This window comes from Nocardioides sp. LHD-245, from assembly GCF_030929495.1.
GTDB lineage: Bacteria > Actinomycetota > Actinomycetes > Propionibacteriales > Nocardioidaceae > Nocardioides.
This window is the reverse complement of the sequence record NZ_JAVFWN010000014.1, coordinates 33,975-60,040: the sequence shown is the minus strand read 5'-3', so window position 1 is coordinate 60,040 and position 26,066 is coordinate 33,975. Positions and strand designations below refer to the sequence as shown.

The 26,066-nt window shown below is 71.3% G+C and carries 21 protein-coding genes; 9 read left to right on the top strand and 12 right to left on the bottom strand.

All coding sequences use genetic code 11. From position 1 onward, the window contains the following. Positions 1-26: 26 nt before the first annotated feature. The 3 genes from arc to RB608_RS20205 form a co-directional block, all read right to left on the bottom strand. The gene (arc, locus tag RB608_RS20215; RefSeq protein ID WP_308089856.1) at positions 27-1,790 is read right to left on the bottom strand and encodes a proteasome ATPase; all 1,764 of its coding nucleotides are present in this window, start codon (positions 1,788-1,790) and stop codon (positions 27-29) included. A 130-nt stretch (positions 1,791-1,920) separates the two neighbouring features. Further along, positions 1,921-2,874: a tRNA (adenine-N1)-methyltransferase gene (locus RB608_RS20210; RefSeq protein WP_308089855.1), complete on the bottom strand. Its 954-nt coding sequence runs from the start codon at positions 2,872-2,874 to the stop codon at positions 1,921-1,923. Between the two features lie 27 nt (positions 2,875-2,901). Continuing rightward, positions 2,902-4,032: a site-2 protease family protein gene (locus RB608_RS20205; protein ID WP_308089854.1), complete on the bottom strand. Its 1,131-nt coding sequence runs from the start codon at positions 4,030-4,032 to the stop codon at positions 2,902-2,904. Positions 4,033-4,117: 85 nt separating this feature from the next. Between RB608_RS20205 and RB608_RS20200 the strand changes: the two genes are divergently transcribed. Continuing rightward, positions 4,118-5,047 (top strand): PD-(D/E)XK nuclease family protein, encoded by a 930-nt coding sequence (locus RB608_RS20200; protein WP_308089853.1) that lies wholly within the window; start codon positions 4,118-4,120, stop codon positions 5,045-5,047. Here RB608_RS20200 and RB608_RS20195 read toward each other — a convergent pair. Further along, a complete protein-coding gene (locus RB608_RS20195; RefSeq protein ID WP_308089852.1) occupies positions 5,004-5,663 on the bottom strand; it encodes an HAD family hydrolase in 660 nt (219 codons plus the stop codon). The genes RB608_RS20200 and RB608_RS20195 overlap by 44 nt on opposite strands. 9 nt (positions 5,664-5,672) lie before the next feature. Then, on the bottom strand, positions 5,673-7,127 hold the full coding sequence (locus RB608_RS20190) for a PLP-dependent aminotransferase family protein (protein WP_308089851.1): 1,455 nt from the start codon (positions 7,125-7,127) through the stop codon (positions 5,673-5,675). Between the two features lie 86 nt (positions 7,128-7,213). Between RB608_RS20190 and RB608_RS20185 the strand changes: the two genes are divergently transcribed. After that, positions 7,214-7,879 (top strand): LysE family translocator, encoded by a 666-nt coding sequence (locus tag RB608_RS20185; RefSeq protein ID WP_308089850.1) that lies wholly within the window; start codon positions 7,214-7,216, stop codon positions 7,877-7,879. A gap of 20 nt (positions 7,880-7,899) precedes the next feature. Here RB608_RS20185 and RB608_RS20180 read toward each other — a convergent pair whose 3' ends face one another. Then, on the bottom strand, positions 7,900-8,394 hold the full coding sequence (locus RB608_RS20180; protein ID WP_308089849.1) for a cupin domain-containing protein: 495 nt from the start codon (positions 8,392-8,394) through the stop codon (positions 7,900-7,902). 53 nt (positions 8,395-8,447) lie between these two features. Between RB608_RS20180 and RB608_RS20175 the strand changes: the two genes are divergently transcribed. Then, on the top strand, positions 8,448-9,077 hold the full coding sequence (locus RB608_RS20175; RefSeq protein WP_308089848.1) for a helix-turn-helix domain-containing protein: 630 nt from the start codon (positions 8,448-8,450) through the stop codon (positions 9,075-9,077). 3 nt (positions 9,078-9,080) lie between these two features. On the opposite strand, the gene metH is transcribed toward RB608_RS20175, so the two are convergent. Next, positions 9,081-12,857, bottom strand: a complete 3,777-nt coding sequence (gene metH, locus RB608_RS20170; protein ID WP_308089847.1) for a methionine synthase — start codon at positions 12,855-12,857, stop codon at positions 9,081-9,083. Positions 12,858-13,001: 144 nt separating this feature from the next. Here metH and RB608_RS20165 point away from each other — a divergent pair, with 144 nt between their 5' ends. Then, positions 13,002-13,847, top strand: a complete 846-nt coding sequence (locus RB608_RS20165) for a PAC2 family protein (RefSeq protein WP_392391030.1) — start codon at positions 13,002-13,004, stop codon at positions 13,845-13,847. 147 nt (positions 13,848-13,994) lie between these two features. Here RB608_RS20165 and mshC read toward each other — a convergent pair whose 3' ends face one another. The 4 genes from mshC to RB608_RS20145 are packed head-to-tail and all read right to left on the bottom strand — an operon-like array spanning position 13,995 to position 17,276. After that, positions 13,995-15,230: a cysteine--1-D-myo-inosityl 2-amino-2-deoxy-alpha-D-glucopyranoside ligase gene (gene mshC / locus RB608_RS20160; protein ID WP_308089845.1), complete on the bottom strand. Its 1,236-nt coding sequence runs from the start codon at positions 15,228-15,230 to the stop codon at positions 13,995-13,997. A 22-nt stretch (positions 15,231-15,252) separates the two neighbouring features. Continuing rightward, positions 15,253-15,966, bottom strand: a complete 714-nt coding sequence (locus tag RB608_RS20155) for an SCO1664 family protein (protein ID WP_308089844.1) — start codon at positions 15,964-15,966, stop codon at positions 15,253-15,255. 17 nt (positions 15,967-15,983) lie between these two features. Next, positions 15,984-16,538, bottom strand: a complete 555-nt coding sequence (locus tag RB608_RS20150) for a DUF3090 domain-containing protein (RefSeq protein ID WP_308089843.1) — start codon at positions 16,536-16,538, stop codon at positions 15,984-15,986. 24 nt (positions 16,539-16,562) lie between these two features. Beyond that, positions 16,563-17,276 carry a histidine phosphatase family protein gene (locus RB608_RS20145; RefSeq protein ID WP_308089842.1) on the bottom strand — a complete coding sequence of 238 codons (714 nt, stop codon included), beginning with the start codon at positions 17,274-17,276 and terminating at the stop codon, positions 16,563-16,565. A gap of 100 nt (positions 17,277-17,376) precedes the next feature. Between RB608_RS20145 and RB608_RS20140 the strand changes: the two genes are divergently transcribed. After that, positions 17,377-18,609 (top strand): glycoside hydrolase family 16 protein, encoded by a 1,233-nt coding sequence (locus RB608_RS20140; RefSeq protein WP_308089841.1) that lies wholly within the window; start codon positions 17,377-17,379, stop codon positions 18,607-18,609. Between the two features lie 54 nt (positions 18,610-18,663). Further along, positions 18,664-19,644, top strand: coding sequence for a magnesium/cobalt transporter CorA (gene corA, locus RB608_RS20135; protein ID WP_308089840.1), 981 nt, complete (start codon positions 18,664-18,666; stop codon positions 19,642-19,644). Positions 19,645-19,759: 115 nt separating this feature from the next. On the opposite strand, the gene RB608_RS20130 is transcribed toward corA, so the two are convergent. After that, positions 19,760-20,602 carry an undecaprenyl-diphosphate phosphatase gene (locus RB608_RS20130; RefSeq protein ID WP_308089839.1) on the bottom strand — a complete coding sequence of 281 codons (843 nt, stop codon included), beginning with the start codon at positions 20,600-20,602 and terminating at the stop codon, positions 19,760-19,762. 97 nt (positions 20,603-20,699) lie between these two features. On the opposite strand from RB608_RS20130, the gene RB608_RS20125 reads away from it, so the two are divergent. The 3 genes from RB608_RS20125 to RB608_RS20115 all read left to right on the top strand — a co-directional run bounded on the left by RB608_RS20125 (position 20,700) and on the right by RB608_RS20115 (position 26,034). Continuing rightward, the gene (locus tag RB608_RS20125) at positions 20,700-21,653 is read left to right on the top strand and encodes an aldo/keto reductase (RefSeq protein ID WP_308089838.1); all 954 of its coding nucleotides are present in this window, start codon (positions 20,700-20,702) and stop codon (positions 21,651-21,653) included. Continuing rightward, positions 21,650-21,883 (top strand): DUF5703 family protein, encoded by a 234-nt coding sequence (locus tag RB608_RS20120; protein ID WP_392391023.1) that lies wholly within the window; start codon positions 21,650-21,652, stop codon positions 21,881-21,883. The genes RB608_RS20125 and RB608_RS20120 overlap by 4 nt, the downstream gene beginning before the upstream one ends. A gap of 128 nt (positions 21,884-22,011) precedes the next feature. After that, positions 22,012-26,034, top strand: a complete 4,023-nt coding sequence (locus RB608_RS20115; RefSeq protein WP_308089837.1) for an Ig-like domain-containing protein — start codon at positions 22,012-22,014, stop codon at positions 26,032-26,034. The last annotated feature ends 32 nt before the right edge of the window (positions 26,035-26,066 follow it).

The window sequence follows — 26,066 nt, the reverse complement described above, 5'->3', positions numbered from 1 at the left end:
ACCCTAGCGAGGGGGCCAAGCGGGCCTCAGAGGTACTGCCCCGTGTCGTTGACCGTATCGATCGAGCGGCCCGGCTCGGTGCCCTGCTTGCCGGTGATGAGGGTGCGGATGAACACGATCCGCTCGCCCTTCTTGCCGGAGATTCGCGCCCAGTCGTCGGGGTTGGTCGTGTTGGGCAGGTCCTCGTTCTCCTTGAACTCGTCGACGCAGGCCTGGAGCAGGTGCGAGACCCGCAGGCCCTTCTGCTCGTGCTCGAGGAAGTCCTTGATGGCCATCTTCTTCGACCGGTCGACGATGTTCTGGATCATCGCGCCGGAGTTGAAGTCCTTGAAGTACAGGACCTCCTTGTCGCCGTTGGCGTAGGTCACCTCCAGGAACCGGTTCTCCTCGGTCTCGGAGTACATCCGCTCGACGGCGGCGCGGATCATGCCGGACACGGTCGCCTGCCGGTCGCCGCCGAACTCGGCGAGGTCGTCGGTGTGCAGAGGCAGGTTGGCGGTGAGGTACTTGCTGAAGATGTCGCGCGCGGACTCGGCGTCCGGACGCTCGATCTTGATCTTCACGTCGAGCCGACCGGGGCGCAGGATCGCCGGGTCGATCATGTCCTCGCGGTTGGACGCACCGATGACCAGCACGTTCTCCAGCAGCTCGACGCCGTCGATCTCGCTGAGCAGCTGCGGGACGATGGTGTTCTCGACGTCGGAGGAGACGCCGGAGCCGCGGGTGCGGAAGAGCGAGTCCATCTCGTCGAAGAACACGATGACCGGCGTACCGGTGCTCGCCTTCTCACGGGCCCGCTGGAAGACCAGCCGGATGTGGCGCTCGGTCTCGCCGACGTACTTGTTGAGGAGCTCGGGGCCCTTGATGTTGAGGAAGTACGACTTCCCCTCCTGGCCGGTCTTGGCGGCGACCTTCTTGGCCAGCGAGTTGGCGACCGCCTTGGCGATGAGCGTCTTGCCGCAGCCCGGGGGGCCGTAGAGCAGGATGCCCTTGGGCGGCTTGAGCTCGTGCTCGGCGAACAGCTCGGGGTAGAGGTACGGCAGCTCGACGGCGTCTTGGATCATCTCGATCTGGTTGCCCAGGCCGCCGATGGTCTCGTAGGTGATGTCGGGCACCTCTTCGAGGACCAGCTCCTCGACCTCCGACTTCGGCACCCGCTCGTAGACGTAGCCGGCACGCGAGTCGAGGAGCAGCGAGTCGCCCGCGCGGAGGGTCTCCCCGAGCAGCGGGTCGGCGAGACGGACCACGCGCTCCTCGTCGGCGTTGGCGATGACCAGGACCCGCTCACCGTCGGCCAGCAGCTCCTTGAACATGACGACCTCGCCGACGGTCTCGTAGGCGAAGGCGGCGACGACGTTGAGCGCCTCGTTGAGCATGACCTCCTGGCCGCGGCGCAGCTCGTCGAGCTCGACGGCGGGGCTGACCGTCACCCGGAGCTTGCGGCCGCCGGTGAAGACGTCGACGGTGTCGTCCTCGTTGCGCTGCAGGAAGGTCCCGAAGCCCGCCGGCGGCTGTGCCAGCCGGTCGACCTCCTCCTTGAGCTTGAGGATCTGGTCCCGGGCGTCGCGCAGGGTCCCCGCGAGACGCTCGTTCTGGGCCGTGACCGCGGCGAGGGATCGCTGCGCCTCGGCCAACCGGGACTCCAGCGACCGGGCGGCCCCGGTCGGGGTGTCGACCAGGCGGCGGCGCAGGTCGTGGATCTCCTCCTCGAGGTAACGCACCTGGTCCTCGAGCTCCTCACGACTCGGGGAACGGTGTCCGCCTGTCGTGCCTTCTCCCATGCTCGTCATGGCACACCTCCTGGAAACGACCCTACTCGTGAGGGTGTTACAGGCGAGTGATTAATGCGGTTTGGTCCCAAACCGCATGTTTCGGGCCGGAATTCATGCGGTTTGGGACCAAACCGCAACGTCCGGAGCCTCAGTCGGCAGCCGGGGTCTCGGGGACACCGGGCGGACGGGGACCGGTGTAGTCGGGCCCGTAGGCGCCGGGAGCGGGACGCCGCTTCTTGAGCGGGGCACGCTCCCCTGGAGCCATCCGGCGAGCGGTCACCAAGAACGCGGTGTGACCGATCATCTTGTGCCCCGGGCGCACGGCGAGCCCCTCGACGTGCCAGTCCCGCACCAGCGACTCCCACGGGGCCGGCTCGGTGAAGCCGCCGTGGACCCGGACCGCCTCGACGAACTTGGAGAGCTGGGTGGTCGTGGCGACGTACGCGCACACGATGCCGCCGGGGAGCAGCGCGTCGGCGGCGGCTTCGAGGCAGTCCCAGGGAGCGAGCATGTCGAGGATGATCCGGTCACAGCGCTCCCCCGACGCCGGGAGCTCCTCGGCGAGGTCACCGAGGGTGAGTGCCCAGGCGGGGTGGTCGCCGCCGAAGAACTGGGTGACGTTGCGCCGGGCGACGTCGGCGAACTCCTCGCGACGCTCGTACGACGACACTCGGCCGTGGGGTCCCACCGCACGCAGCAGCGAGCAGGTGAGGGCGCCGGAGCCGACGCCGGCCTCGACGACATGGGCGCCGGGGAAGATGTCGGCCATGGCGATGATCTGGGCGGAGTCCTTCGGGTAGACCACGGCCGCGCCGCGCGGCATGGAGACGACGAACTCGGAGAGCAACGGGCGGAAGACGAGGTACTCGCCGCCCACCGACGAGGTGACGGCGAAGCCCTCCTCACGGCCGATCAGCTCGTCGTGCTCGAGGTGGCCCTTGTTGGAGAAGAACCGCTTGCCGGGGACGAGCTCGAAGTTGTGCTTGCGACCCTTGCCGTCGACGAGCCGGACCCACTCACCGGCCCGTAGCGGCCCGCGGTGGACGCCTGACCAGGCGTCGGGGGAAACGTCGCCGGAGTGGCTGAGAGGCGCATCGGTCACCGGCGCAATCTATCGGCACCGGCCAGCTCACCGTCGTACGGCCCGGATCAGGTCGGCCGCGGAGAGCACGCCGTACACGCGACCGTCGTCGTCGAGCAGGACGTACTCGGAGGCCGGCGTGGTCCGGACGGTGTCGAGGAGCGCGGCGCCGGTGATCCGCATCGACACCGTCAGCCCGGGCTCGAGCGTGCGCGCGACCGTCGACACGGCCACCCACGGTGTCCGCTCAGCCGGTACGGCGCGCGCGGCGCTCTCGTCGACCACGCCCACCGGGCGGCCGTCGGTGGTCGTCGTGATGATGCTGCCGGCACTGGCCTCCAGCGCCCGGCGCATCGCCTCCGCCAGGGGGAGGTCGCCCGGTACCGCCAGCGCCCGGCGGGCCAGGTCGCTGGCGACGACGCCGCTGAACTGGCGGGTGATGCCGGCCACCGTCAGCGCCTGGCTGGCGCCCGTCCACAGGAACAAGGCGACGACGAGCAGCACGAGGGGGTTGAACACGGCACCGTCGAGCGACCACCACAGGGCCGCGAGGCCGACGAGGACCGCGACGCCGCGTCCGGTCCAGGCGGCGACCGCCGTCCCGGTGTGGACCTGGCCGGTGAGAGCCCAGACGCCCGCCTTCAGGACCCGGCCGCCGTCGAGCGGGAGGCCGGGGACCAGGTTGAGGACGCCGATCATCAGGTTGGCCCCGGCGAGGCCCTCGATGACGAGGAGCAGCAGGCCGCTCGGCGTGACGAACCACAGCCCGAGCGCCGCCGCGCCCACGGCGAGCGAGGTGAGCGGACCGACCACGGCGATCCAGAACTCCTGCCGCGGCCGACGGGCCTCCCCCTCGATCGCGGTCGCGCCGCCCAGGAAGTGGAGGGTGATGGAGTGCACCGTGAAGCCGAACCGTCGGGCCACGATGGCGTGGGAGGCCTCGTGGAGCAGCACGGCCAGGTAGAGCGCGATCGCGAAGGCGACGCCGACGACGTACTTCCAGCCGCCCAGACCGGGCTGGACCTGGTCGACGCGCGGTCCCATGATCAGCGCGATCAGCCCGGCGATCAGGAACCACGAGCTAGACACCAACACGTCGCTGCCCGCGATCCGCCCGATCCGGAACATCCCCCGGGGCAGCGGCGCGCGCGCGGGGGCGGGACGGTGAGGGCCGGACACGTACCGAGGCTATCCGGGATCCGGCTGGGTCCTGGCGCCGGTGGCCTCCGGCCGGTTGTCGGAGGCCTGGCCTACTGTCGCTCCCATGACGACCACCTCCGCCGCAGCCGGCATCGAGCCGGCCGACCCGTCCGAGCGCGGTGGCACCCGCGTCGACGGCGTCGACGTGCTGGGTGCGCTCTCGCCGTCGCGGGTCGGCGACTTCTTGAACTGCCCCCTGCTCTACCGGTTCCGCAGCATCGACCGGCTCCCGGAGCCGCCGTCCCCGCCCGCCGTGCGCGGCACGGTCATCCACCGGGTGCTGGAGCAGCTCTTCGACCTGCCCGCCGCCGAGCGCACCCCCGAGCAGGCCGACGCACTGCTCGCCCCGGCGTGGGAGGAGCTCCAGGAGATCGAGCCCGCCGTGGTCTCGATGTTCCCCGTCGATGGTCCCGAGATCGCCGAGTGGCTGGCGTCGTGCCACGACACCCTCGCCAAGTACTTCGACCTCGAGGACCCGACCCGGCTCGAGCCCGCCGAGCGCGAGCTGTACGTCGAGACGCTGACCGACGCCAAGCTGCTCCTGCGCGGCGTCATCGACCGGGTCGACGTCGCTCCCGACGGCGCGATCCGGATCTGCGACTACAAGACGGGCCCCTCCCCCCACGAGATGTTCGAGGGCAAGGCGCTGTTCCAGCTGAAGTTCTATGCGCTCGTCCTGTGGCGGATGCGCGGCGTGGTGCCGCGCATGCTCCAGCTGGTCTACCTCGGCAACAGCGAGGTGCTGCGCTACGAGCCCGACGAGCGGGACCTCCTGGCCACCGAGCGCAAGGTGCTGGCGGTCTGGGACGCGATCCGGGCGGCGACGGAGCGCAAGGAGTTCGAGGCGCGCAAGGGCGCGGGCTGCCGGTGGTGCGTCCACCAGGCGATCTGCCCGGCGTACGGCGGCACCCCGCCTCCCTACCCCGAGCCCCGGGAGCCGCGGGAGCCGGTCAGCCCGGTCGTCGGCGCAGTGAGCCCAGCTCCGCCGGAGTGACCCCCTCGAGGGTCGTCCGGAAGGCCCGGCCCGGTCCCGGCGGCACCGGCACGTGGTTGGGGACGACGAGCACCCGGCAGCCCGCCGCCTCCGCCGAGGTGGCGCCGGTCGGCGAGTCCTCGACGGCCACGCAGTCGGCCGGGTCGACGCCGAGCGCGGCGGCCGCGGTGAGATAGGCCTCCGGGTGCGGCTTGCCGTTGTCGACCATGTCGCCGGTGACGATCACCCGGAACGTCTCGGGCGGCAGGTGCTCGAGGATCGGGGCGACGAAGCGCTGGTAGGACATTGTCACCAGGGCGCACGGCACGCCCGCCTCGTGGAGGGCGAGGAGCAGCTCGCGGGAGCCCGGGCACCACGGCACGGCGTGCCGCACTTGGGCGACGACGCCGTCGAGGAGCATCTCGACGACCTCCTCGGCGGACTGGGCGAGGCCCAGCTTGGCCCTGATGTACTCCCCCGACACGAGCAGGTCGTTGCCGACCAGGTGCATCGCGTCCGCGTGGGTCCAGGTGCCGCCGTACTCCTCGGCGATGGCCTCCTCGGTCGCCATCCAGTAGGGCTCGGTGTCGACGAGAGTTCCGTCCATGTCCCACAGGACGGCGGCGGGGAGGGTCACGGTGCCAGGCTAGGAGGCGGAGCGCCCGCTCAGCTCATCCGCGGCGGCCGTCAGCCGCCGGACCGCCTCGGTCATCAGCGCCGGATCGAAGGTGAACGGGAGCCGGAGGTGGTCGTCCCAGGCGCCGGAGGGATCGGTCTCCCGGCCCGGCGTGACCTCGACTCCGTGCCGCAAGGCGACCCGGGCGAGCACCGCGGCGTCGTACCCGGGCAGCCGGATCCACAGCGCGGTGCCGCCCTCGGGCACCCGCCAGCTCCAGTCCGGGAGGTGCTCGCCCAGGAGCGCGGTGGCGTGCGCGAGGCGCTCGAGCGCCGCCGCGGTCCGGTCCTCGGTGAGCGTGGGCAGGACGGGCAGCAGCCGGGTGGCCACCGCCTGGTCGAGCAGCGGGGTGCCCATGTCGGCGTTGGCCTTGAGGTAGCCGAGGCGGTCGATGTCGGCCGCGCTCGCGCGGACCCAGCCGAGGCGCAGGCCGGCCCACAGCGACTTCGACAGGGAGCCGACGGTGAAGACCCGCCCGGTCCGCGGGGCGTACGCCGCGATCGGTGGCGGGAGGGCGCCGTCGACGACCAGGGGCGTCGAGTAGCCGTGGTCCTCGACGACGGGGACGCCGTGCTCGGCCGCGACCCGGGCCACCACGCGACGGCGCGCATCCGACATCAGGAGCCCGGTCGGGTTGTGGAAGGTCGGCATCACGAACAGCGCCGACACGGGCTCGCTGGCCAGTGCCGCGCGCAGCCGGTCGACCTGCGGCCCCTCGTCGTCGAGACCGACGCCGATCATCCGCGCACCGACCGCGCTGAAGGTGTCGAAGCAACCGGGCCAGCTGGGCGACTCGACGGCGACCGTCGCACCCCGCTCGAGCAGCAGTTGCGCGACGAGGGACAGCGCCTGCTGGGTCCCGGTCGTGACCAGGACCTCGTCGGGCGTCGTCGGGAGCCCCAGACGGGTGTGGTGCTCCGCGAGCGCCACCCGCAGCGCCGGCAGACCGCGCGGGGTGTAGCCGATCTCGTCGAGCAGCGTCGGCAGATCCTCCTCGACCACGTCCGCGACGGCCGAGGCGATCCGCGGGTCTCCGGGCTCGACGGCGTGCCTCATGGAGATGAGGCCGTCCGGCGTCTCGTCGAACCGCCGCAGGGACTCCGCCGAGAGACCCCGCCGGAGCCGGCGCGTCACCGCCGCCGGCGCCCGGTCGGCGGGCGTGGCCACCCGGCTGCCGCTGCCCTGCCGGCTCTCCACCAGGCCACGGCCCCGCAGCTCGTCGTACGCCGCCACCACGGTCGCCCGGCTCAGGTGCAGCGCATGGGCGAGGTCGCGCTCGGACGGCAGCCGGTCGCCCGCCACGAGCTCCCCCGCGCTGATCGCGTCGGCCACGGCCGTGGCGAGCCGGCGGTAGAGCGCGCCGCCCGTCGACATCCGGTCTCCCAGCACGCGGACCAGCTCGTCGGGGTCGCGAAAACGATCCACTTGCGCCTCCATTGGCCCGGGCCCGACAGGGCGGTCGGCGACCACGCTAGGGGAAGTCCCCGCAGCCGCCCGAAACGGAGCTCCTCATGAGTCTGGCCCTCGAGCCCGCGCAGCTGGTCGCCTTCGCCGCGGCCTCCGTGGTCCTGGTCGGCATGCCCGGCCCGAACGTCCTGTACATCACCACCCGCGGCATGGCGCACGGCGTCCGGGCCGGGGTGGTGTCCGCCCTCGGCGTCGAGACCGGCACCGCCGGGTACGCCGTCGCCACGGCGCTGGGGCTCTCGGCGCTGATCGCCGCCAGCCCGACCGCCTTCGCGGTGATCCGCTACCTCGGGGCGGCGTACCTCGTCCACCTCGCGGTCCGCGAGCTGGCCCGGCGCCGGGCCGGAGCCGGCGACCCGTCCGTCGGGTCACCGCCGGCGTTGGGCCGGGTGTACGCCGACGGCCTCCTGATGAACCTGCTCAACCCGAAGGTCGCACTGTTCTTCCTGGCCTTCCTGCCCCAGTTCCTGACGCCCGGCGCGACGGGGGTCGCCGCCCAGGCGGAGGTCCTCGCGCTCGGCATCGTCACGGTGCTCGTCGCCTTGCTCGTCGACCTCACCTACGCCGTGTCGGCCGGTCTGCTCGGCCGTCGGGTGCGGCGGCGCGCCCGCGAGCGGAACCGGACCGTGCGGCACCCGCGGCTACGGCGGCTCCCCGTCGCCGGGGTCTACGTGGCGATCGCCGCGGCCGCGGTCACGACCGGTGCGTGACCCGTCCACCCGAGTCGGGGTCAGCCGGGCGGGGGACCCAGGATCTCCTGGCCGCCGGCGGCCGCCGCGGCCGCCAGCGCCGCCATGGTGATCTGCCACCCGTCCGGTCGCGGGTCGGTGACGCGACGGCCGGCACCGCGGAAGAAGCCCTCCATGCCGCTCGGCGTGCAGATGGTGAGCAGGTCGACCTCCGGTGCGTCGAAGCGGTAGGCGTGGGGGACGTCGCGCGGCAGGAACAGGACACCGCCCTCCCCGACCTCGTGCTGCTCCTCTCCGACCCAGAAGGTGCCGTGGCCCTTCAGGACGACGAACATCTCATCCTCGTTGCGGTGCAGGTGCAGCGGCGACGCCGAGCCGGCGCCGAGGCGGCTGCGGACCACCGTGACCTGGTTCCCGGTCTGCGAGCCGTCGAGCAGGATCTGCAGCTCCTTGCCGTCGATCCACTCGAGTCGGTCGTGATCGGCGGCCTGGGCGATGTAGGCGAGACTTATCGGACGCTCCCTCGGACGGGACACCGGTAGTTGACCTACCGACTGTCTAACCAATATGTCGACGGTAGGCTCCGGGGATGGCCGACGTCAAGAAGCGCACCTACCACTCGCCGCTGCGCACCGGCCAGGCCGAGGCCTCGAGGGCCGCGGTTCTCCGAGCGGCCCACGAGCTCTTCGTCGACCAGGGGTACGGCGCCACCACGATCGCGCAGGTCGCGACCCTGGCCGGCGTCAGCAAGCCGACCGTGTTCGCCGCGGTCGGCAACAAGGCGACGCTGCTCAAGGTGGTCCGCGACGTCGCCATGGCCGGCGACGACGACCCTCGCACGGTCACCGAGCGGGCCGACGTGGCCGCGATCGCCCGCGCCGGAGACCTCGGCCGAGCCGTCGAGCTCACCGCTGCGCACATCGCGGCGGTCAACGCGCGCTACCACGACGTGCACGAGGTGATCCGCGGCGCGTCGGGTACCGATCCCGTGGTGGCCGAGCTGTGGGAGACGGCCGAGGCCGAGCGCCACGTCGGTGCCGGCCACCTCCTCGCCCGGCTGCACGCGGCCCCCGCCCTGCCGCCGCAGCACGCCCAGGACCGGCTCTGGCTGCTGATGGCGCCCGACAACTACCACCGCCTGGTCGCGCAGCGGGGCTGGACCCGCAGCGCCTACCAGCGGTGGCTGACTGCGGAGATCGGCGCCCTCCTCGACGCGTGAGGCTCAGTCGTCCGGGTCGTAGCCCAGGTTCGGGGACAGCCACTTCTCCGTCTCTGTGACACTCCAGCCCTTCCGGGCGGCGTAGTCCTCGATCTGGTCGCGGCCGAGACGGCCGACGACGAAGTACTGCGCCTCGGGGTGGCTGTAGTAGAGACCGGAGACCGACGCGCCGGGCCACATCGCCATCGACTCCGTCAGCTCGATGCCGGTCGACGCCTGGACGTCGAGCAGCTCCCAGATGGTGCGCTTCTCGGTGTGGTCCGGGCAGGCGGGATAGCCGGGCGCGGGCCGGATGCCGGTGTACTTCTCGGCGATCAGGTCCTCGTTGGTCAGCTGCTCCTCCGGGACGTGCGCCCAGAACTCGGTGCGCACCCGCTGGTGCAGGCGCTCAGCGAAGGCCTCGGCCAGGCGGTCGGCGAGGGCCTCGAGCAGGATGGCGGAGTAGTCGTCGAGCTCCTCCTTGAACGCCATGATCCGCTCGGTGGTGCCGATGCCGGCCGTGACCGCGAACGCGCCCACCCAGTCGCCGCCGCCCGGAGCCAGGTCGGCGCCGACAGGTGCGACGTAGTCGGCCAGCGAGCGGTTCGGGACGCCCTGGCGGTGCTGGCCCTGCTGGCGCAGCTGGTGCAGCGTGGTGCGTACGGCGGAGCGGGACTCGTCGGCGTACACGACGACGTCCTCGCCGTTGCTCGCCGCCGGGAACAGGCCGTAGACGCCGTTGGCGGTCAGCCACTTCTCCTCGACCAGCCGGTCGAGCATGACCTGCGCGTCGTCGTACAGCTTGCGGGCGGCCTCGCCGTGCGTCGGGCTGTTGAGGATGTCGGGGAACTTGCCCTTCATCTCCCACGCGTTGAAGAACGGCTGCCAGTCGACATAGTCGCGCAGCTCGGTGAGGTCGTAGTCGGCGAGCACGTGCACGCCGGGCGACCTCGGCTGCGGCGGGGCGTACCCGGCCCAGTCGATCGGCGACTTGTTGTCCTGTGCGTCGGCGAAGGACAGCTGCGGGCGCTCGGACTTCTGCGAGTGGCGGGCCCGCAGCGCGTCGTAGTCGGCCTTGGTCGCCTCCAGCAGGGCAGGGCGCTGGCGGTCGTCGAGGAGGGCGGCCGCGGTCGGGACCGACCGGGAGGCGTCCTTGACCCAGACCACCGGGCCGTCGTACTTCCTGTCGATCTTGACCGCCGTGTGGGCCCGCGAGGTCGTCGCGCCACCGATGAGCAGCGGGATCTCGAGCCCGAGGCGCTGCATCTCGGTCGCGAACCCGACCATCTCGTCGAGGCTCGGCGTGATCAGGCCGGACAGGCCGATGATGTCGGCGCCGACCTCCTTGGCCGTGTCGAGGATCTTCTGCGCCGGCACCATCACGCCGAGGTCGATGACCTCGTAGTTGTTGCACGAGAGCACGACGCCGACGATGTTCTTGCCGATGTCATGGACGTCGCCCTTGACGGTCGCGAGCACGATCGTGCCGTTGGTGTCCTTCTGGCTGGCCAGCTCGGGGTTGGCGGCCTTCTCCTCCTCGATGAAGGGGATCAGGTACGCCACGGCCTTCTTCATCACCCGCGCCGACTTCACGACCTGCGGGAGGAACATCTTGCCGGCACCGAAGAGGTCGCCCACGACGTTCATGCCGTCCATCAGCGGACCCTCGATCACCTCGATCGGGCGGCCGCCGCGCGCCGCGATCTCCTGGCGCAGCTCCTCGGTGTCGGCCTCGACGAAGCCGTCCAAGCCCTTCACCAGGGCATGGGTGATCCGCTCGCCGACCGGCAGTGCGCGCCACTTCTCCTCGGCCGCCTCGACGACCTCACCGGACCCCCGGTGCCGCTCGGCGAGCTCGAGCAGGCGCTCGGTGGCGGCCAGCGAGTCGTCGGTGCGGTTGAGCACGACATCCTCGATCGCGTCGCGCAGGTCGGGGTCGATGGTGTCGTAGGGCACCAACGCACCGGCGTTGACGATCCCCATGTCTAGGCCCGCCTCGATCGCGTGGAACAGGAAGACGGCATGGATCGCCTCGCGCACCGCATTGTTGCCGCGGAAGCTGAAGGACACGTTGGAGATGCCGCCGGACACCTTCGCGCCCGGCAGGTTCTGCTTGATCCAGCGCGTGCCCTCGATGAAGTCGAGGCCGTACGTCGCGTGCTCCTCGATGCCCGTGGCGACCGCGAACACGTTGGGGTCGAAGATGATGTCCTCGGCCGGGAAGCCGACCTGGTCGACCAGGATCCGGTAGGCGCGCTCGCAGATCGCCTTGCGGCGCTCGAGGTTGTCGGCCTGGCCGTCCTCGTCGAAGGCCATCACGACCGCGGCGGCGCCGTACTTCTTGCACAGTCGCGCCTGCTCGACGAACTTCTCCTCGCCCTCCTTCATGGAGATCGAGTTGACGATCGGCTTGCCCTGGACGCAGCGCAGGCCGGCCTCGATGACCTCCCACTTCGAGGAGTCGATCATCAGCGGCACGCGGCTGATGTCGGGCTCGCTGGCGATCAGCTTGACGAAGCGGTCCATCGCGGCGACGCCGTCGATCATGCCCTCGTCCATGTTGACGTCGATGACCTGGGCGCCGGCCTCGACCTGCTGGGCGGCGACGGACAGCGCGGTGTCGTAGTCGCCGTCCTTGATCAGGTTGCGGAAGCGCGCCGAGCCGGTGATGTTGGTCCGCTCACCGACGTTGACGAACAGGCTGTCGTCGGTGATGGTGAACGGCTCGAGGCCGGAGAGCCGCATCGCCGGCTGATGGGTCACCGGCTGACGGACCGCGCGGCCCTCCATCTGCCGTGCGATCTCGGCGATGTGGTCGGGCGTGGTGCCGCAGCAGCCGCCGACGACGTTGAGGAAGCCCGCCTCGGCGAACTCGACCAGCACCGCGGCGGTGTCGCCCGGTGCCTCGTCGTACTCGCCGAACGCGTTGGGCAGTCCGGCGTTCGGGTACACCGACACGAAGGAGTCGGCGAGCCGTGACAGCTCGGCGACGTAGGGCCGCATCTCCTTGGCGCCCAGCGCGCAGTTGAGGCCCACGGCCAGCGGCTGCGCGTGGCGGACCGAGTCCCAGAACGCCTCGGTGACCTGGCCGGACAGGGTGCGGCCGGACGCGTCGGTGATGGTGCCGGAGATGACGACCGGCCAGCGCCGGCCGGCCTCCTCGAACAGCGTCTCGACCGCGAAGATCGCGGCCTTGGCGTTGAGGGTGTCGAAGATCGTCTCGATGAACAGCAGGTCCGCGCCACCGTCGACCAGGCCGCGGGCGGCGTCGAGGTAGGCGTCGACCAGCTGCTCGTAGGAGACGTTGCGCGCGCTCGGGTCGTTGACGTCGGGACTGATCGACGCCGTCCGCGTCGTGGGCCCGAGCGCGCCGGCGACGTACCGCTTGCGTCCGGTCTCGGCGGTGACCTCGTCGGCGATCCGCCGGGCCAGGCGGGTCGCCTCGAGGTTGAGCTCGTGGGAGAGCTCCGCCATGCCGTAGTCGCTGAGCGAGATCGCGTTGCAGTTGAAGGTGTTGGTCTCGATGATGTCGGCGCCGGCGTCGAGGTACTCGCGGTGGATGCCGGCGATGATCTCGGGCTGGGTGATCGACAGCAGGTCGTTGTTGCCGATCAGGTCGCTGGGCCACTCCTCGCGGTCGGCGAAGCGCTCGCCGCGGTAGCCGGCCTCGTCGGGGCGGTCGCGCTGGATGGCGGTGCCCATGGCGCCGTCGAGGATGACGATCCGCTCGCCCAGCAGCTGCGTGAGCTCGTCGGTCGCGTCGGGCTGCCATGCGGCGCTGTGCGGCCTGTCCTGAGCCATGAAAACCATCCTTCCAGAGTATGGAAGGCGCCCTTGGTGTCTCGGCCGAGCGTGGCGGACGGGCCGGTGGATGGCTCGTCCGTTGCAACGCCTCTCGACTGCTGCTGATGTTACCCACGTTCGGCTGACTAGGCTGGCATGGTGATGGAGATCGAGACGATCCCCGAGCTGGTCCGGCCCGTGGTGATCGCAGCGTTCGAGGGATGGAACGACGCCGCCGAGTCGGCGACAGCGGTCGTGGACCACCTGATGAGGGCCTGGGACGCCAAGGTCGTCGCGGCGATCGACCCCGAGGAGTACTACGACTTCCAGGTCAACCGACCGACCGTCGGCATCGACGAGAACGGGTTCCGCAAGCTGACCTGGCCGAGCACCCACATCGCGGTGGCCTCTCCCCCCGACCTGGATCGCGACGTGATCCTGGTGCGCGGGATCGAGCCCAACATGCGCTGGCGCCAGTTCACCGACGAGATCCTCGAGACCATCGCCGACCTCGGCACCGAGCTGTTCGTCACCATCGGCGCCCTCCTGTCCGACAGCCCGCACACCCGACCGATCCCGGTGTCCGGCTCAGCGACCGAGGCCCACCTGATGGACCGGCTGGTGCTCGAGCAGTCGACGTACGAGGGGCCGACCGGCATCGTCGGCGTACTCCAGGACGCCTGCGCCCGGGTCGACATCCCCGCGGTGTCCTACTGGGCCGCCGTCCCCCATTACGTCGCCCAGCCCCCCTGCCCGAAGGCGACCCTCGCGCTGCTCTCCCGGCTCGAGGACCTGCTGGAGATCCCCGTCCCCCTCGGCGACCTCCCCGACGAGGCCCGGGCCTGGGAGCGCGGGGTCGACGAGCTGGCCGAGGAGGACGAGGACATCGCGGAGTACGTCCGCTCGCTGGAGGAGTCACGAGACACCGCCGACCTGCCCGAGGCGTCCGGCGAGGCGATCGCCCGGGAGTTCGAGCGGTACCTCAAGCGCCGCGGCGACGGGGACTGAACGGGGCCGCGCCTGCGGGCCTCGGGCTCTGCGGTTTGGTCCCAAACCGCACGTTTTCGGGCCGATCAGATGCAGTTTCTGCCCAATCGCAACCTGTTCCACCCGCCACGGCACGCCCGTACGACGCCCGGTCGCGCCGCCCGGAGACTAGAGCGCGAGCCCCAGTGCAGCGTCGAGCACCGGCAGCAGAGTGACCGCCGCGTTGGTGTCGCTGGTGTCCGCGAGGCCGTCCGTGCCGAGGGTGGCGGCGACCCAGGCGTCGACGGCGGCCGTGGCGCGCGGGGCATCCAGGTCGTCGGCCAGGGCGGCGAGGATCTCCTCGACCACGGGCGCGGCGGGCGCGCCCGCACCGAGTGCCAGCGCTCGGCGCCAGGCCGCGACGTCGTCGACGGCCTGCCACAGGTGGGCGTCGGTCCACTCCCAGTCGCCGCGGTAGTGGTGGCGCAGCAGCGCCAGCCGGATCGCCATCGGGTCGATGTCGCTGTTGCGCAGCGCGGAGACGAAGACCAGGTTGCCGAGCGACTTCGACATCTTCTCGCCGTCGTAGGCGACCATCCCGGCGTGCGTGTACACCTTCGCGAAGGGCTCACCCGTCGCCACCTGGACGTGGCCGGCGCACATCTCGTGGTGCGGGAAGACCAGGTCGCTGCCGCCGGCCTGGACGTCGAACGCGCCACCGAGGTGGGTCAGCGCGATCGCGGCGCACTCGATGTGCCATCCGGGTCGGCCGCGGCCGAACGGGCTCTCCCAGGCGGGCTCGCCGTCGCGCTCGCCGCGCCACACGACGCAGTCGAGCGGGTCCTTCTTGCCCGGCCGGTCCGGGTCGCCGCCGCGCTCGCCGAAGAAGCGGAGCATCGTGTCGCGGTCGTAGTTGGACTCCGCGCCGAAGGCGGGGTCCGCGGTGACCGAGAAGTAGAGATCCTGATCGACGCGGTAGACGGATCCGGCGGCGTCGAGGCGCTCGATGAGCTCGATGACCAGCGGGATCGACTCGACCGCCCCGACGTAGGCGACCGGAGGGAGGACGCGGAGCGCCTCCATGTCCTTGCGGAACAGCTCGGTCTCGCGCTCGGCGAGCTCGACCCAGTCGACGCCCACCTTGTCGGCCCGCTCCAGCAGCGGGTCGTCGACGTCGGTGACGTTCTGGACGTAGCTCACCTCGTGGCCCGCGTTGCGCCAGGCCCGGTTGAGCAGGTCGAACGCCACATAGGTGTTGGCATGGCCGATGTGCGTGGCGTCGTACGGCGTGATGCCGCAGACGTAGAGGCGTGCGGCACCGTCCGGCCGACTCTCGACCCTGCCGCCGGAGGCGGTGTCGTGGAGGACGACCTGGGGGCCGGAGACCGGGAGCACCGGGAGGCCCGGTGCGTTCCATGCGCGCATGCCTCGATGTTAGGGGTTGGCTCTAGAAGGGCGGCCAGGGGATCGCCGGCCAGCTGCCGGACGGGCCGGGGAGCTCGCCTGCGGCCAGCAGCCGTTCGGTACGCCGCTCCAGCGCGCGGATCTCGTGTTCGGCGAGATGGGCGCCGAGCCGCTCGCCGAGGTCGCCGCGGAGCGCGGACAGCACGACGGCCACCACCTCGGTCTCCTCGGTCGTCAACGGCGTCCCGGCCCAGCCCCACAGAACCGTCCGCAGCTTGGCCTCGTGGTGGAACGCGACGCCGTGGTCGACGCCGTACCGGTGCCCGCCCGGCATGGCCAGGACATGCCCGCCCTTGCGGTCGGCGTTGTTGACCAGGACGTCGTAGACCGCCATCCGGCGCAGCATGAGGGAGTCCTCGTGCACGAGGGTCACCGGGTGGTCGCGCTCATCGAGCCCCTCGACGACCTCGAGCCAGCCCGCCGGCGACTCGCCGGAGCGGACCAGGTCCACGGCACTGTCGTCGGGGTCGACCTCCTGCCACTCCTGGACCATGCCGGGACCGTGCGGTCCCTCACCCCACCAGGTGCGCGGCACCAGGTTCCAGCCGGTGGCCTCCGAGACCAGATAGGCGCTGACCTCGCGGTCGGCCAGCGTGCCGTCCGGGAAGTCCCACAGCGGCCGCTCCCCCGCCACCGGCTTGTAGACCACCTCGCGACCGTCGAGCTCGGCGAGGAAGGTCGCGTTGGAGGCCGGCATGATCCGACCCTTGAGGATCATGGCTCGCGGCGCTTGAACCCGTTGGCCCGCACGCACAGATGACCCTCGGGGTCGATCGGGTGGCCGCAGAAGGGGCAGCTGGGCCGGCCGGCGCCGACGACGTGCTCGGCGCGCCGGACGAACGCCCGGGCCTGTCCCGGCTCCAGGCGGACGAGGAGCAGCTCGGCGGGATCCTCGCCGTCGGTCAGCTCGACCGGCTCCTCGCCGACGGGGAACACCTCGACCACGACCCGCTCGTCGTCGGGATCCCACGACAGGGTCATCGTGCCCGCGCGGAACTCCTCCTCGATGGGCAGCTCGAGCGGCTGGTCGTCGGCGAGCCCGAACGGCGTCATCGCGGGTACGACGGCCCGCGCCCGGCCGTCGGCGATCACCTCGTCGAGCAGCTCGTCGATCCGCTCGGCGAGCGCCGCGACCTGCTGCTTCTCCAGGGCGACCGACACCAACCGCGCGCCGGCCCGCGCCTGGAGGAAGAAGCTGCGGCTGCCGGGCTCGCCGACGGTGCCGGCGACGAAGCGCTCGGGCGGGTCGAATCCGTGCACGATCGGCATGCCCCCGAGCCTATCGACGCACGGTCAGGCCGGTCCGGCGCCACCGCCGACGACCGCTCCGCGAGACCGCGAACGGCGCCTGCCGGGCTTCGGAGCCAGCCAGGACAGGTCGCCGTCGTGGGTGTTGCTGGCGAGCACGTAGGGCCGGTCGGGGGCATACCGGATGATCGACACCGATGCCGGGTCGACATTGATCCGCTGGAACAGGTCGAGGTGCATGCCCAGCGCGTCGGCCAGCAGCGACTTGATGATGTCGCCGTGGCTGACCGCCACCCATACCGCGTCGGGACCGTGGTCGCGGGTCACGGCGGCGTCGAGGCGTCGTACGGCGGCCACCGCGCGATGCTGCATGGTCACCATCGACTCGCCGCCGGGGAACACCGCCGCCGACGGCTGGCGCTGGACGGTCTTCCAGAGCGGTTCGCGGACCAGGTCCTTGATCGGACGGCCCTGCCACTCGCCGTAGTCGCATTCCGCGAGTCCCTTCTCGGTGACCGCCCTGGTCGTCGGGTGCCCGGCGTGACGCTGACCGGAGGCGACCGCGCGGGCGGTCTGCCGGCACCGCTCCTGCGGGCTGGTGACCAGCACGGCGACCGGCAGGGCGGCGATCCGGGTCGCGGCCCGCTCCGCCTGCTGGACGCCCACCTCGTCGAGCTGGACGCCGGGTGTCCGGCCGGCGAGCAGGCCGGAGGCGTTCGCGGTGGTCCGGCCGTGGCGGACCAGCAGCAGGGTGGCCATGGCGAGGAGCCTAGCCACCGACGCGACGCGCGCCCCGGCGGGAGCGGATCTGCCACGATGTCTGCGTACGACCTCCTCAACCCGCACTCGGGAGCGCGGTGTGAACAGATCGCTCGTCGGCTCACCGACGCCTCATGCCGTCGGCGTCCTCGCCCTGACCGTCCTGGTCCTCCTGCTCGCGGGCCTTCCTCCGGTCCCCTCCGCGAGCGGCAAGCCGTGGCCCGAGCCGCCGCCCCGTGCCCGGCAGGGCCGGACGCCCACGCTCGACGTGGTGCCGATCGCCGACGGCACGGCGCGCGTCACGGGCGGCGCCCGGCAGCGCCGGGTGACCGTCCAGGCCCGATGGGGCGGGAAGTGGAAGCGCGTCGCCAAGGTGCGGGTGCGCCACGGCCGCTTCGCCACGAAGGTGGCGCTCCGGGCGACCCGGGCCGGGCAGGTCCGCGTCGTAGCCGGCCGGTGGCGAAGCAGACCGAAGACGCTTCCGCGCGTCCTGGCGGGCCAGATCTGGCAGTCCGGGGCCGCCGCTGGCGGCGCCGAGCAGGCCACCGGGCCCTCCGACGCCTGCGGGCCGCAGCCGCGCCGGGCAGACGGCACGTACTGGTCGTGCACGTTCGTGGACGACTTCTCGGGCGCGGACCTGGACCGGACCCGCTGGGCGCCCCAGACCGTCTTCAGCAGCGGCGACAAGCTCGGCCGCTATGCCTGCTACCGGGACCACCCGGACAACATCTCCGTGTCCGGTGGTGCCCTGCACCTCACGCTGCGGCGCGAGGACAAGCCGATCCTCTGCCTGCGCAACGGGCTGCTACCGACGCCCTACTCGTCGGGGATGGTGTCGACGCACCGCCTGTTCAGCCAGCGGTACGGGCGGTTCGAGGCGCGCTACGCCAACACCGGAACCGTCGTACCCGGCCTGCAGGAGACGTTCTGGCTGTGGCCCGACGACCGGTACCAGAAGCCGCTCGACCTGTGGCCGGCCGCCGGCGAGATCGACGTCGCCGAGACCTACTCGCAGCACCCCGACCTCGCGATCCCCTTCCTCCACTACACCCGCAACGACAACGGCGGGCCGGTCCCCGGCCGCAACACGGCGTGGAACTGCCGGGCGCTGCGCGGCGGCTACAACACCTACACCCTGGAGTGGACGCCGACGCGCCTCGAGATCCTCGTCAACGGCACCTCGTGCCTGGTCAACACCTCCGGCGACCAGGCCTTCCAGAAGCCCTACATCGTGGCGCTGACGATGCTGCTCGGCGCGTCGGGCAACAAGGCGAGCGACGCCACGCCGATGCCGGCCACGATGTCGATCGACTACGTGCGGGCGTGGCAGTGACCCCACTGAGCGCGGCTGGCCCCCCGTCGCCGACGGTGGGGCTAGCGTGATCCCGTGATCGTCGACAGCGCCGTCTACCGGCACGGCGCCCGCCTCCCGGTGGACTGCCACCTGCACGACTATGCCGCGCTGCGGGCCGCGGCCAGCGATGAGCACGACTTCGTCTGGGTCGGGCTCTACGAGCCCAGCCACGTCGAGCTCGGCGAGATCGCCACTGCCTTCGACCTCCACCCCCTCGCGGTCGAGGACGCGGTCGTCGCGCACCAGCGTCCCAAGCTGGAGACCTACGAGAACAGCCTCTTCCTCGTCCTCAAGACCCTCTGGTACGTCGACGAGGACGACGCCGTGGAGACCGGCGAGATCAACGTCTTCATCGGCACCGACTTCGTCATCACCGTCCGGCACGGCCGGGGCTCGGCCCTCAGCGACGCCCGCCACGACCTCGAGAAGAAGCAGGCCGTCCTCGACCACGGACCCTCCGCGGTCGTCTACGCCGTCTGCGACGCCGTCGTCGACGGCTACACCGCGGTCGTCGCCGAGCTCCAGATCGACGTCGACGAGGTCGAGGCCTCCGTCTTCTCCGACCGGCGAACCCAGGACGGCGACCGGATCTACGTCCTCAAGCGGGAGCTGTCCGAGGTACGCCGGGCGGTCCTCCCCCTCCGCGAGCCGATGCGGCGCTTCGCCACCGGCACCGTCGACCTCGTCGAGGCGGCGTCGGCACCCTTCTTCCGCGACGTCAGCGACCACCTCGCCCAGGCGTCGGAGGAGATGGACACCCTCGACGGACTCCTGTCGACCGCGTTCGACGCTCATGTGTCCCGGATCGCGATGCAACAGAACGACGACATGAGGAAGATCTCCGCCGGTGCCGCGCTCGTCGTGGTGCCCACGCTGATCGCCGGGGTCTACGGCATGAACTTCACCCACATGCCCGAGCTCGGCTGGACCTTCGGGTACCCGTTCGCGATCGCGCTGATGGTGTCGTCGATGGCCGGGTTGTGGGTGTTCTTCAAGAAGTCCGGCTGGTTCTGAGACCGGTCCGGGTGCTCCTCGGGTGCTCTGAGTTGTTGCGGTTTGGTCCCAAACCGCAACAAATCGGCCCCAGAGCGTGCAGTCTCTGCCCAATCGACGACTGGTCAGACCACCATCAGGAACTGAGCACGCCGGCACCGAGCAGGATCAGCACCGCCGCGCCGAGCAGGACCCGGTAGACCACGAACGGCGTGTACGACTTCGTGCTGACCCAGCGCAGCAGCCACGCGATGGCGGCGTACCCGACGACGAAGGACACGATCGTGGCGGTGATGGTCGGCCCCCAGCCGTAGTCGGCCTCGCCGGCGTGGGGCGTGCCGACGTCGCCGATCTCCTTGAGCTCGAAGAGCCCGGCACCGACGACGGCCGGGATGGCGAGGAGGAACGCGAACCGGGTGGCGGCCTCGCGCTCGTAGCCGAGGAAGCGGCCCATCGACAGCGTCGCGCCGGAGCGGGAGACGCCGGGGATGAGGGCCATCGCCTGGGCACCGCCCATGAGGACCGCGTCGCGCAGCCGCATCTGCTTGATCGCCTTCTCGTTGCGTCCGATCCGGTCCGCGAGGCCGAGGACCAGGCCGAGGACGATCAGGGTGCAGCCGATGATCCACAGGTTGCGGAAGTCGCGCTCGATGAGGTCCTTGAGCAGCACGCCGAGGACCACGATCGGGAGCGAGCCGACGATGATGTACCAGCCCATCCGCGCGTCGAGGGCGCCGCGGTACTCCGGCTTGAACAGCGACAGCACCCAGGCGCGAGCGATCCGCCAGATGTCCTTGCGGAAGTACACGAGCACGGCGAGCTCGGTGCCGATCTGGATCACCGCGGTGAAGGCCGCGCCGGGGTCGCCCCAGCCGAACAGGTCGGGGAAGATCCGCAGGTGCGCGCTGCTGGAGATCGGGAGGAACTCGGTCAGTCCCTGGAGCACGCCGAGGAACACTGCCTGCAGGAAGTCCGCCACGACGCGCCATCCTAGGGAGTCGCTGGTCACGCGCGTCATCGGCGGTCATCGGCGTGCCCGGCGCGCCGCGCTCGGCCGGCCGGATACCTTGTGCCCCATGCAGCAGCGGTACGTCGGCGCCAGCGGCCTCCAGGTGTCGCGCCTCGCCCTCGGCACGATGACGTGGGGCAAGGACACCGACGAACACGAGGCACGCGATCAGCTCACGGCGTTCGTCGAGGCCGGCGGGACGACCGTCGACACCGCCGCGGGCTACACCGACGGGCGCTCGGAGGCGCTGCTCGGGAGCCTGCTCGGCGATGTCGTACGTCGTGAGGAGGTGGTTGTCGCCACCAAGGCGGGGATCTGGCGGCGTGGGTCGGAGCGACTCACCGACACGTCCCGCGGCGCCATGCTGCGCGGTCTCGACACGTCGCTGAAGCGCCTCGGCACCGACCACGTCGACCTGTGGCAGGTCCACATCTGGAGCGACGACGTACCGCTCGAGGAGACCCTGGGCGCGCTCGACCACGCGGTCGCGACCGGCCGGGCGACCTATGTCGGCATCTCGAACTTCAACGGCTGGCAGACTGCCCGCGCCGCGACCCTGCAGGAGGCGGTCGCGGGGCGCGCCCGGATCGTGTCGACCCAGATGGAGTACTCCCTGGTCAACCGGCGGATCGAGCGCGAGGTGCTGCCCGCGGTCGAGGCGCTCGGCCTCGGCCTCTTCCCCTGGTCGCCGCTGGGGCGGGGCGTGCTCACCGGCAAGTACCGCACCGGCACACCGTCCGACTCGCGCGCCGCCTCGCCCGTCTTCGCGGGCTTCGTCGACGCCTATCTCGACGAGCACAGCCGCGGCATCGTCGAGGCGGTGGCCCGGGCGGCCGACGGCCTGGGCTGGACCCCGCTGGAGGTCGCGCTGGTGTGGGTCCGCGACTCCCCCGGCGTCACCGCCCCGGTCGTGGGGGCGCGCACCGCCGCCCAGCTCGCCGGCGCGCTCGGCTCGGAGGCCAAGACGCTGCCCCCGGAGATCCGCGCGGCCCTGGACGACGTGTCCGGAGGTGCCGCGTGACCCACTCCTTGCTGCGTCCCGGTCTGATGCGCGGACTCGGACGTGGGGTCGAGTGGGAGTTCGACCGGGTGACCTTCGACCGCGAGTTCTCCCGCAACATGGTCGCCAAGCTGCTCGTCGAGCGGGCCGAGCACGGGGGCTGGGAGCTGGACCGGGTCCAGATCGGGCCGGACGGCAAGCGCCGGGTGGTGCTGCGGCGCAAGATCATCCGGGCCGTCCGCACCGCCTGAGCACCGGCGCGTCCCCAGCACCAGGGCGCGGGTGTCCAGCGCAACGGCACCGTCATCGAGTTGAAACACGCACTACCTAGGTTCGCGATTTCTCGGGTATCCATCACCCCAGGTAGGAGCAACCTTCGATGACGCTGATCAGCGCGCCCTTGTGGCGCCTGCTGGCGCTGGCGCTGGCGGTGAGCACGCTCGGCGTGCCCGCCGCCGTGGCCGCAGCCCCCCAGCCGCAGACCGCGGCGCCCACCGCCGAGCTGCCCGATCCGCTGGATCGTGGCAGTTACACGCCGGCAACCATCCAGGAGGCCAAGCTCGGCCTCGCCGACCTGCAGGAGCCCGCGTCCGACGGCGCCGCAGCTGCGGCCGGCACGTCCCGGGCCGCCGAGCAGCTGGAGATCCGCGGCGCCCTCTACTACCCCCAGGATCGGACCGAGCCGTCCCCGGTCATCATCCTGGTGCACGGCAACCACGGCTCCTGCGACCTCGGACAGGACTCGGCGACCGCCTCGTGCTCGCAGTTCAAGCGCAACGAGGCGGGCTACGCCTACCTCGGCGAGAACCTCGCGACCTGGGGCTACACCACTTTCTCGGTCTCGCAGGACCAGCTGATGATGCGTCAGGACGGGCCCAAGGGTAAGGGTATGCACCAGCGTCGCAAGCTCATCGCCGCGGCCCTCGACGCGCTCAGCGCGGCCAACGAGGCCGGCGGCCTGCCCGCCGACGAGCACACCACGATCGGGACCACCCTGGTCGGCAAGCTGGACATGACCCGGATCGGGCTGATGGGCCACTCCCGGGGCGGTGATGCGGTCACCAGCTTCATCGACTACAACCGGATCCGCACCGACGGCCCGCGCTACCCCCTGCGCGGCGTGATCTCCCTGGCCCCGGTCGACTACGAGCGCAAGGCGCCCTACGGCACGCCGTACCTGTCCATCCTGCCGTGGTGCGACGGCGACGTCTCGAACCTGCAGGGTGCCCGGTTCTTCGAGCGCAGCCAGTACATCAACGCCGACGACCCGTTCCCGCGGATCCAGTCCTCCCAGCTGGGCGCGAACCACAACTGGTACAACACCGTCTGGTTCGCCGACGGCCAGGACGGCGGCAACGTCACGGACGCCGCATGCGGCAACTCCGAGCCCAGCAACCCGGACAACGTGCAGCCGAACAACCTGCGGCTCAGCGGGGCGGCGAGCTACGGCAACGACGACGACGAGCCGTGGTCGTACGTCGTCGACAACTCCGACACCTACAACCCGCTGGTCAACACCAAGATCTCCGGCGACCCGGCCCGGATGGGCGACCAGGAGAAGATCGGCCTGGCCACGATGGGCGCCTTCTTCCGCCGGTACGTCGGCGGTGAGGGCGCGTTCGAGCCGTACCTGACCGGTGAGCTGTCGGACACCCCGACCCACCAGCAGATCCCGGCGTCGGCCTGCCCGACGAGCGTGTCGGGCACCCGGATCGACTGCGCGGAGTACGTCTCGAACAGCTACTTCCCGGCGGCCGGCGAGCGGATCGACGTTATCCGTCCCGAGATCACCAACCCGCTGGGACTCAACGCCCTCGGCGGGTCGTTGAGCGGCCGCGGCTTCGTCAACCCCTATCCGGCCGAGGGCGGTGTCTCGCCCCTGCCGACGACCACGACCGGCGGCTACGACTGGTGCAACCCGGAGCCGGACGACTTCGCGCCCGCGCAGCTCGGCAAGGGCAGCCAGCCCACCGGCGCCAAGGCCTGCCCGCTGCCGGGGAAGGCGGCGCTGGGCGGCCAGAACGGCACCCGGGAGAACGCGCCGGTCAACCACTCCTACGGTCGCCAGCTCGCGCTGGCCTGGGAGTCGGGCAGCGACGCCGTCCTGACCGCCGACGTCCCGGCCGCCTCCGCCGACCTCAGTGGACTCAAGGCCCTCGCCCTCGGTGCGGACGTCAACTTCTTCGACGCCCGCAACCCGGGTGCGGACTCCGAGGAGCGGACCTACGACCCGTCGTCGACCACGCAGGACTTCGAGATCGTGCTCGTCGACGCCGCGGGCCACGAGGCGGTCGTCAACGCCGGCGACCCGCGGTGGGGCAACGCCCTGCACATGTCGACGGGCACACAGACCGCGCGGACCCATATCGTGCTCGACCAGATCCGGGTGCCGCTCACCGAGTTCGCCGCGCAGGGCGTCGACCTGACCGCGATCGACACGCTGGAGCTCCGGTTCGGTGGCGAGGGCCTGCCGCAGTCCGGCTCGATCCAGCTCGCCGACGTCCGGTTCCAGGAGGCGGCCACGGACGCTCCGCTGGTCCTCTCCGACGGCATCGACGTCGACCAGGGTGCCGGGCACGGCCCGCCCGCGTCGGGTCCGGACCCGGCGGAGTTCCTCGCCGAGACGGACAACGCGCCCGGCAACGTGTCGCTGGTCGACACGGTCGGCAAGGCCGCGTCCAACACCGCCTGGGTGGTCGACGACGACCGCGCGCAGTGCCCCGACGCCAACTACACGTCGATCCAGACCGCGGTGGACTTCGCGTCCCCCTGGGACACCATCGTGGTCTGCGAGGGCGTCTACGAGGAGTCCTCGACGCCGGTCTCCGGCCCCGGCAATCCGGTCGCGACCGGAGCGACCAACGGCCTGACCATCACCAAGCCGCTGCGGATCAAGGGCGCGGGCGCCCATAAGGTCACCATCAAGCCCGACCCGACGGTCGGCGACCTGGCCGGCCTCACGCCCTACCTGCGCGACGGCGGTGGCAACGTCATCACCGTCTCCCGGCAATCCCTCGGCTCCACCGACACCAACGAGATGTTCGTGGACATCTCGGGCGTCACGGTGACGTCCGGCGACACGTGGGCCGAGGCGGGCATCGCCTTCTTCGGCGCGGCGGGCCGGGTCTCGCAGAGCAAGGTCGGACCGCTACGGACGGCGAGCGACGCCGGTGAGCTGGCGGAGCACCCGCACGGCTGGGGCGTCGTGAAGACCGGTGTCATCCAGGGCGCCGGCCCCGGCACGGTCGAGTCGGAGGTCACCGTGGCCGACAGCCTGGTCACGGGCTACCAGTCGGGCGGCATCCTCTTCGATGGTGCCAAGGGCGTCGACGGAGGACCCGCGAACACGACGCGGACCGGGATCATCCAGAACGGCTACGTCCTCGACACCGCCGTGACCGGTACGCCGGGCAGCACCTTCCCGCAGACCGGCGTGAAGTTCACCAGCGGCATGCAGGGATTCGTCAAGGGCAGCCGGATCACCGGCAACTACTACAAGCCCGACCCGACGGCGTCGTACGGAATCCTGCTGGCCGACGGCGGCACCGAGGGCTCGCTGTCCGGCGAGTCCAGCATCGTCACCGGTAACGGCTGGGCGGTCTACAACGGCACGGCGGACCTGTCCGGCGTCCGCAGCGACGCGCCGTTCGCCCTGCGGACGAGCTACGTCGGCACCGGCGCCCCTGTCGCCGGCGGTCCCTCCGACCCGGCCAACGGGCTGGAGGCGATCTCGGGCGACGGGTCGGTGACGCTCGTGTCGCGGCAGTCGACGATGCCGACCGGCATCCCGACCGGTCCCCGCACGACGAACGACGCGGCGCCGACCGCGGCGCTCCTCGATCCCGGCAGCGGCGTCACGGTGAAGGTCGGCGAGACGCTGAGCCCGCTCGCCCTGGGCCGAGACGACCATGCGGTCCGCTCGGCCAGCCTCCTCGTCGACGGCCACGTCGTGGAGACGGTGACCCAGGCGCCGTACCTCTTCCGCTGGACGCCGACCGCGAAGCAGGCCGGCACGAGCGTGAAGCTCTCGACGAGGGTGACCGACTCCGCGGGTAAGGCGACGACGTCGTCGCCCGTCACGGTGGCGGTCAGCAAGGACCTCATCACGCCGACCGCGGCCGTGGTGGGCTTGGCGAACAACAAGAAGAAGGGCAAGGTCACGGTCGCCGTCGCGGTCAATACCCTCGGCACCCTGACGCTCACCGGCCCGAAGATCGCCACGACGTCGGCCACCACCGACGGAGCCGAGACCGTGACCCTCGTCGTCAAGGCGAAGGGGAAGCTGAAGCGGAAGCTGATGCGCACGGGCAAGGCCAAGGTCCCGGTGACCCTCACCTTCACCAGCGCCGGCGGCACGGTCACCGCGACACAGGTGGTGAAGTTGGTCAGGAAGAAGCAGTGAGCAGCTGACGGACCGGCCCGAGGGGCGAGGCA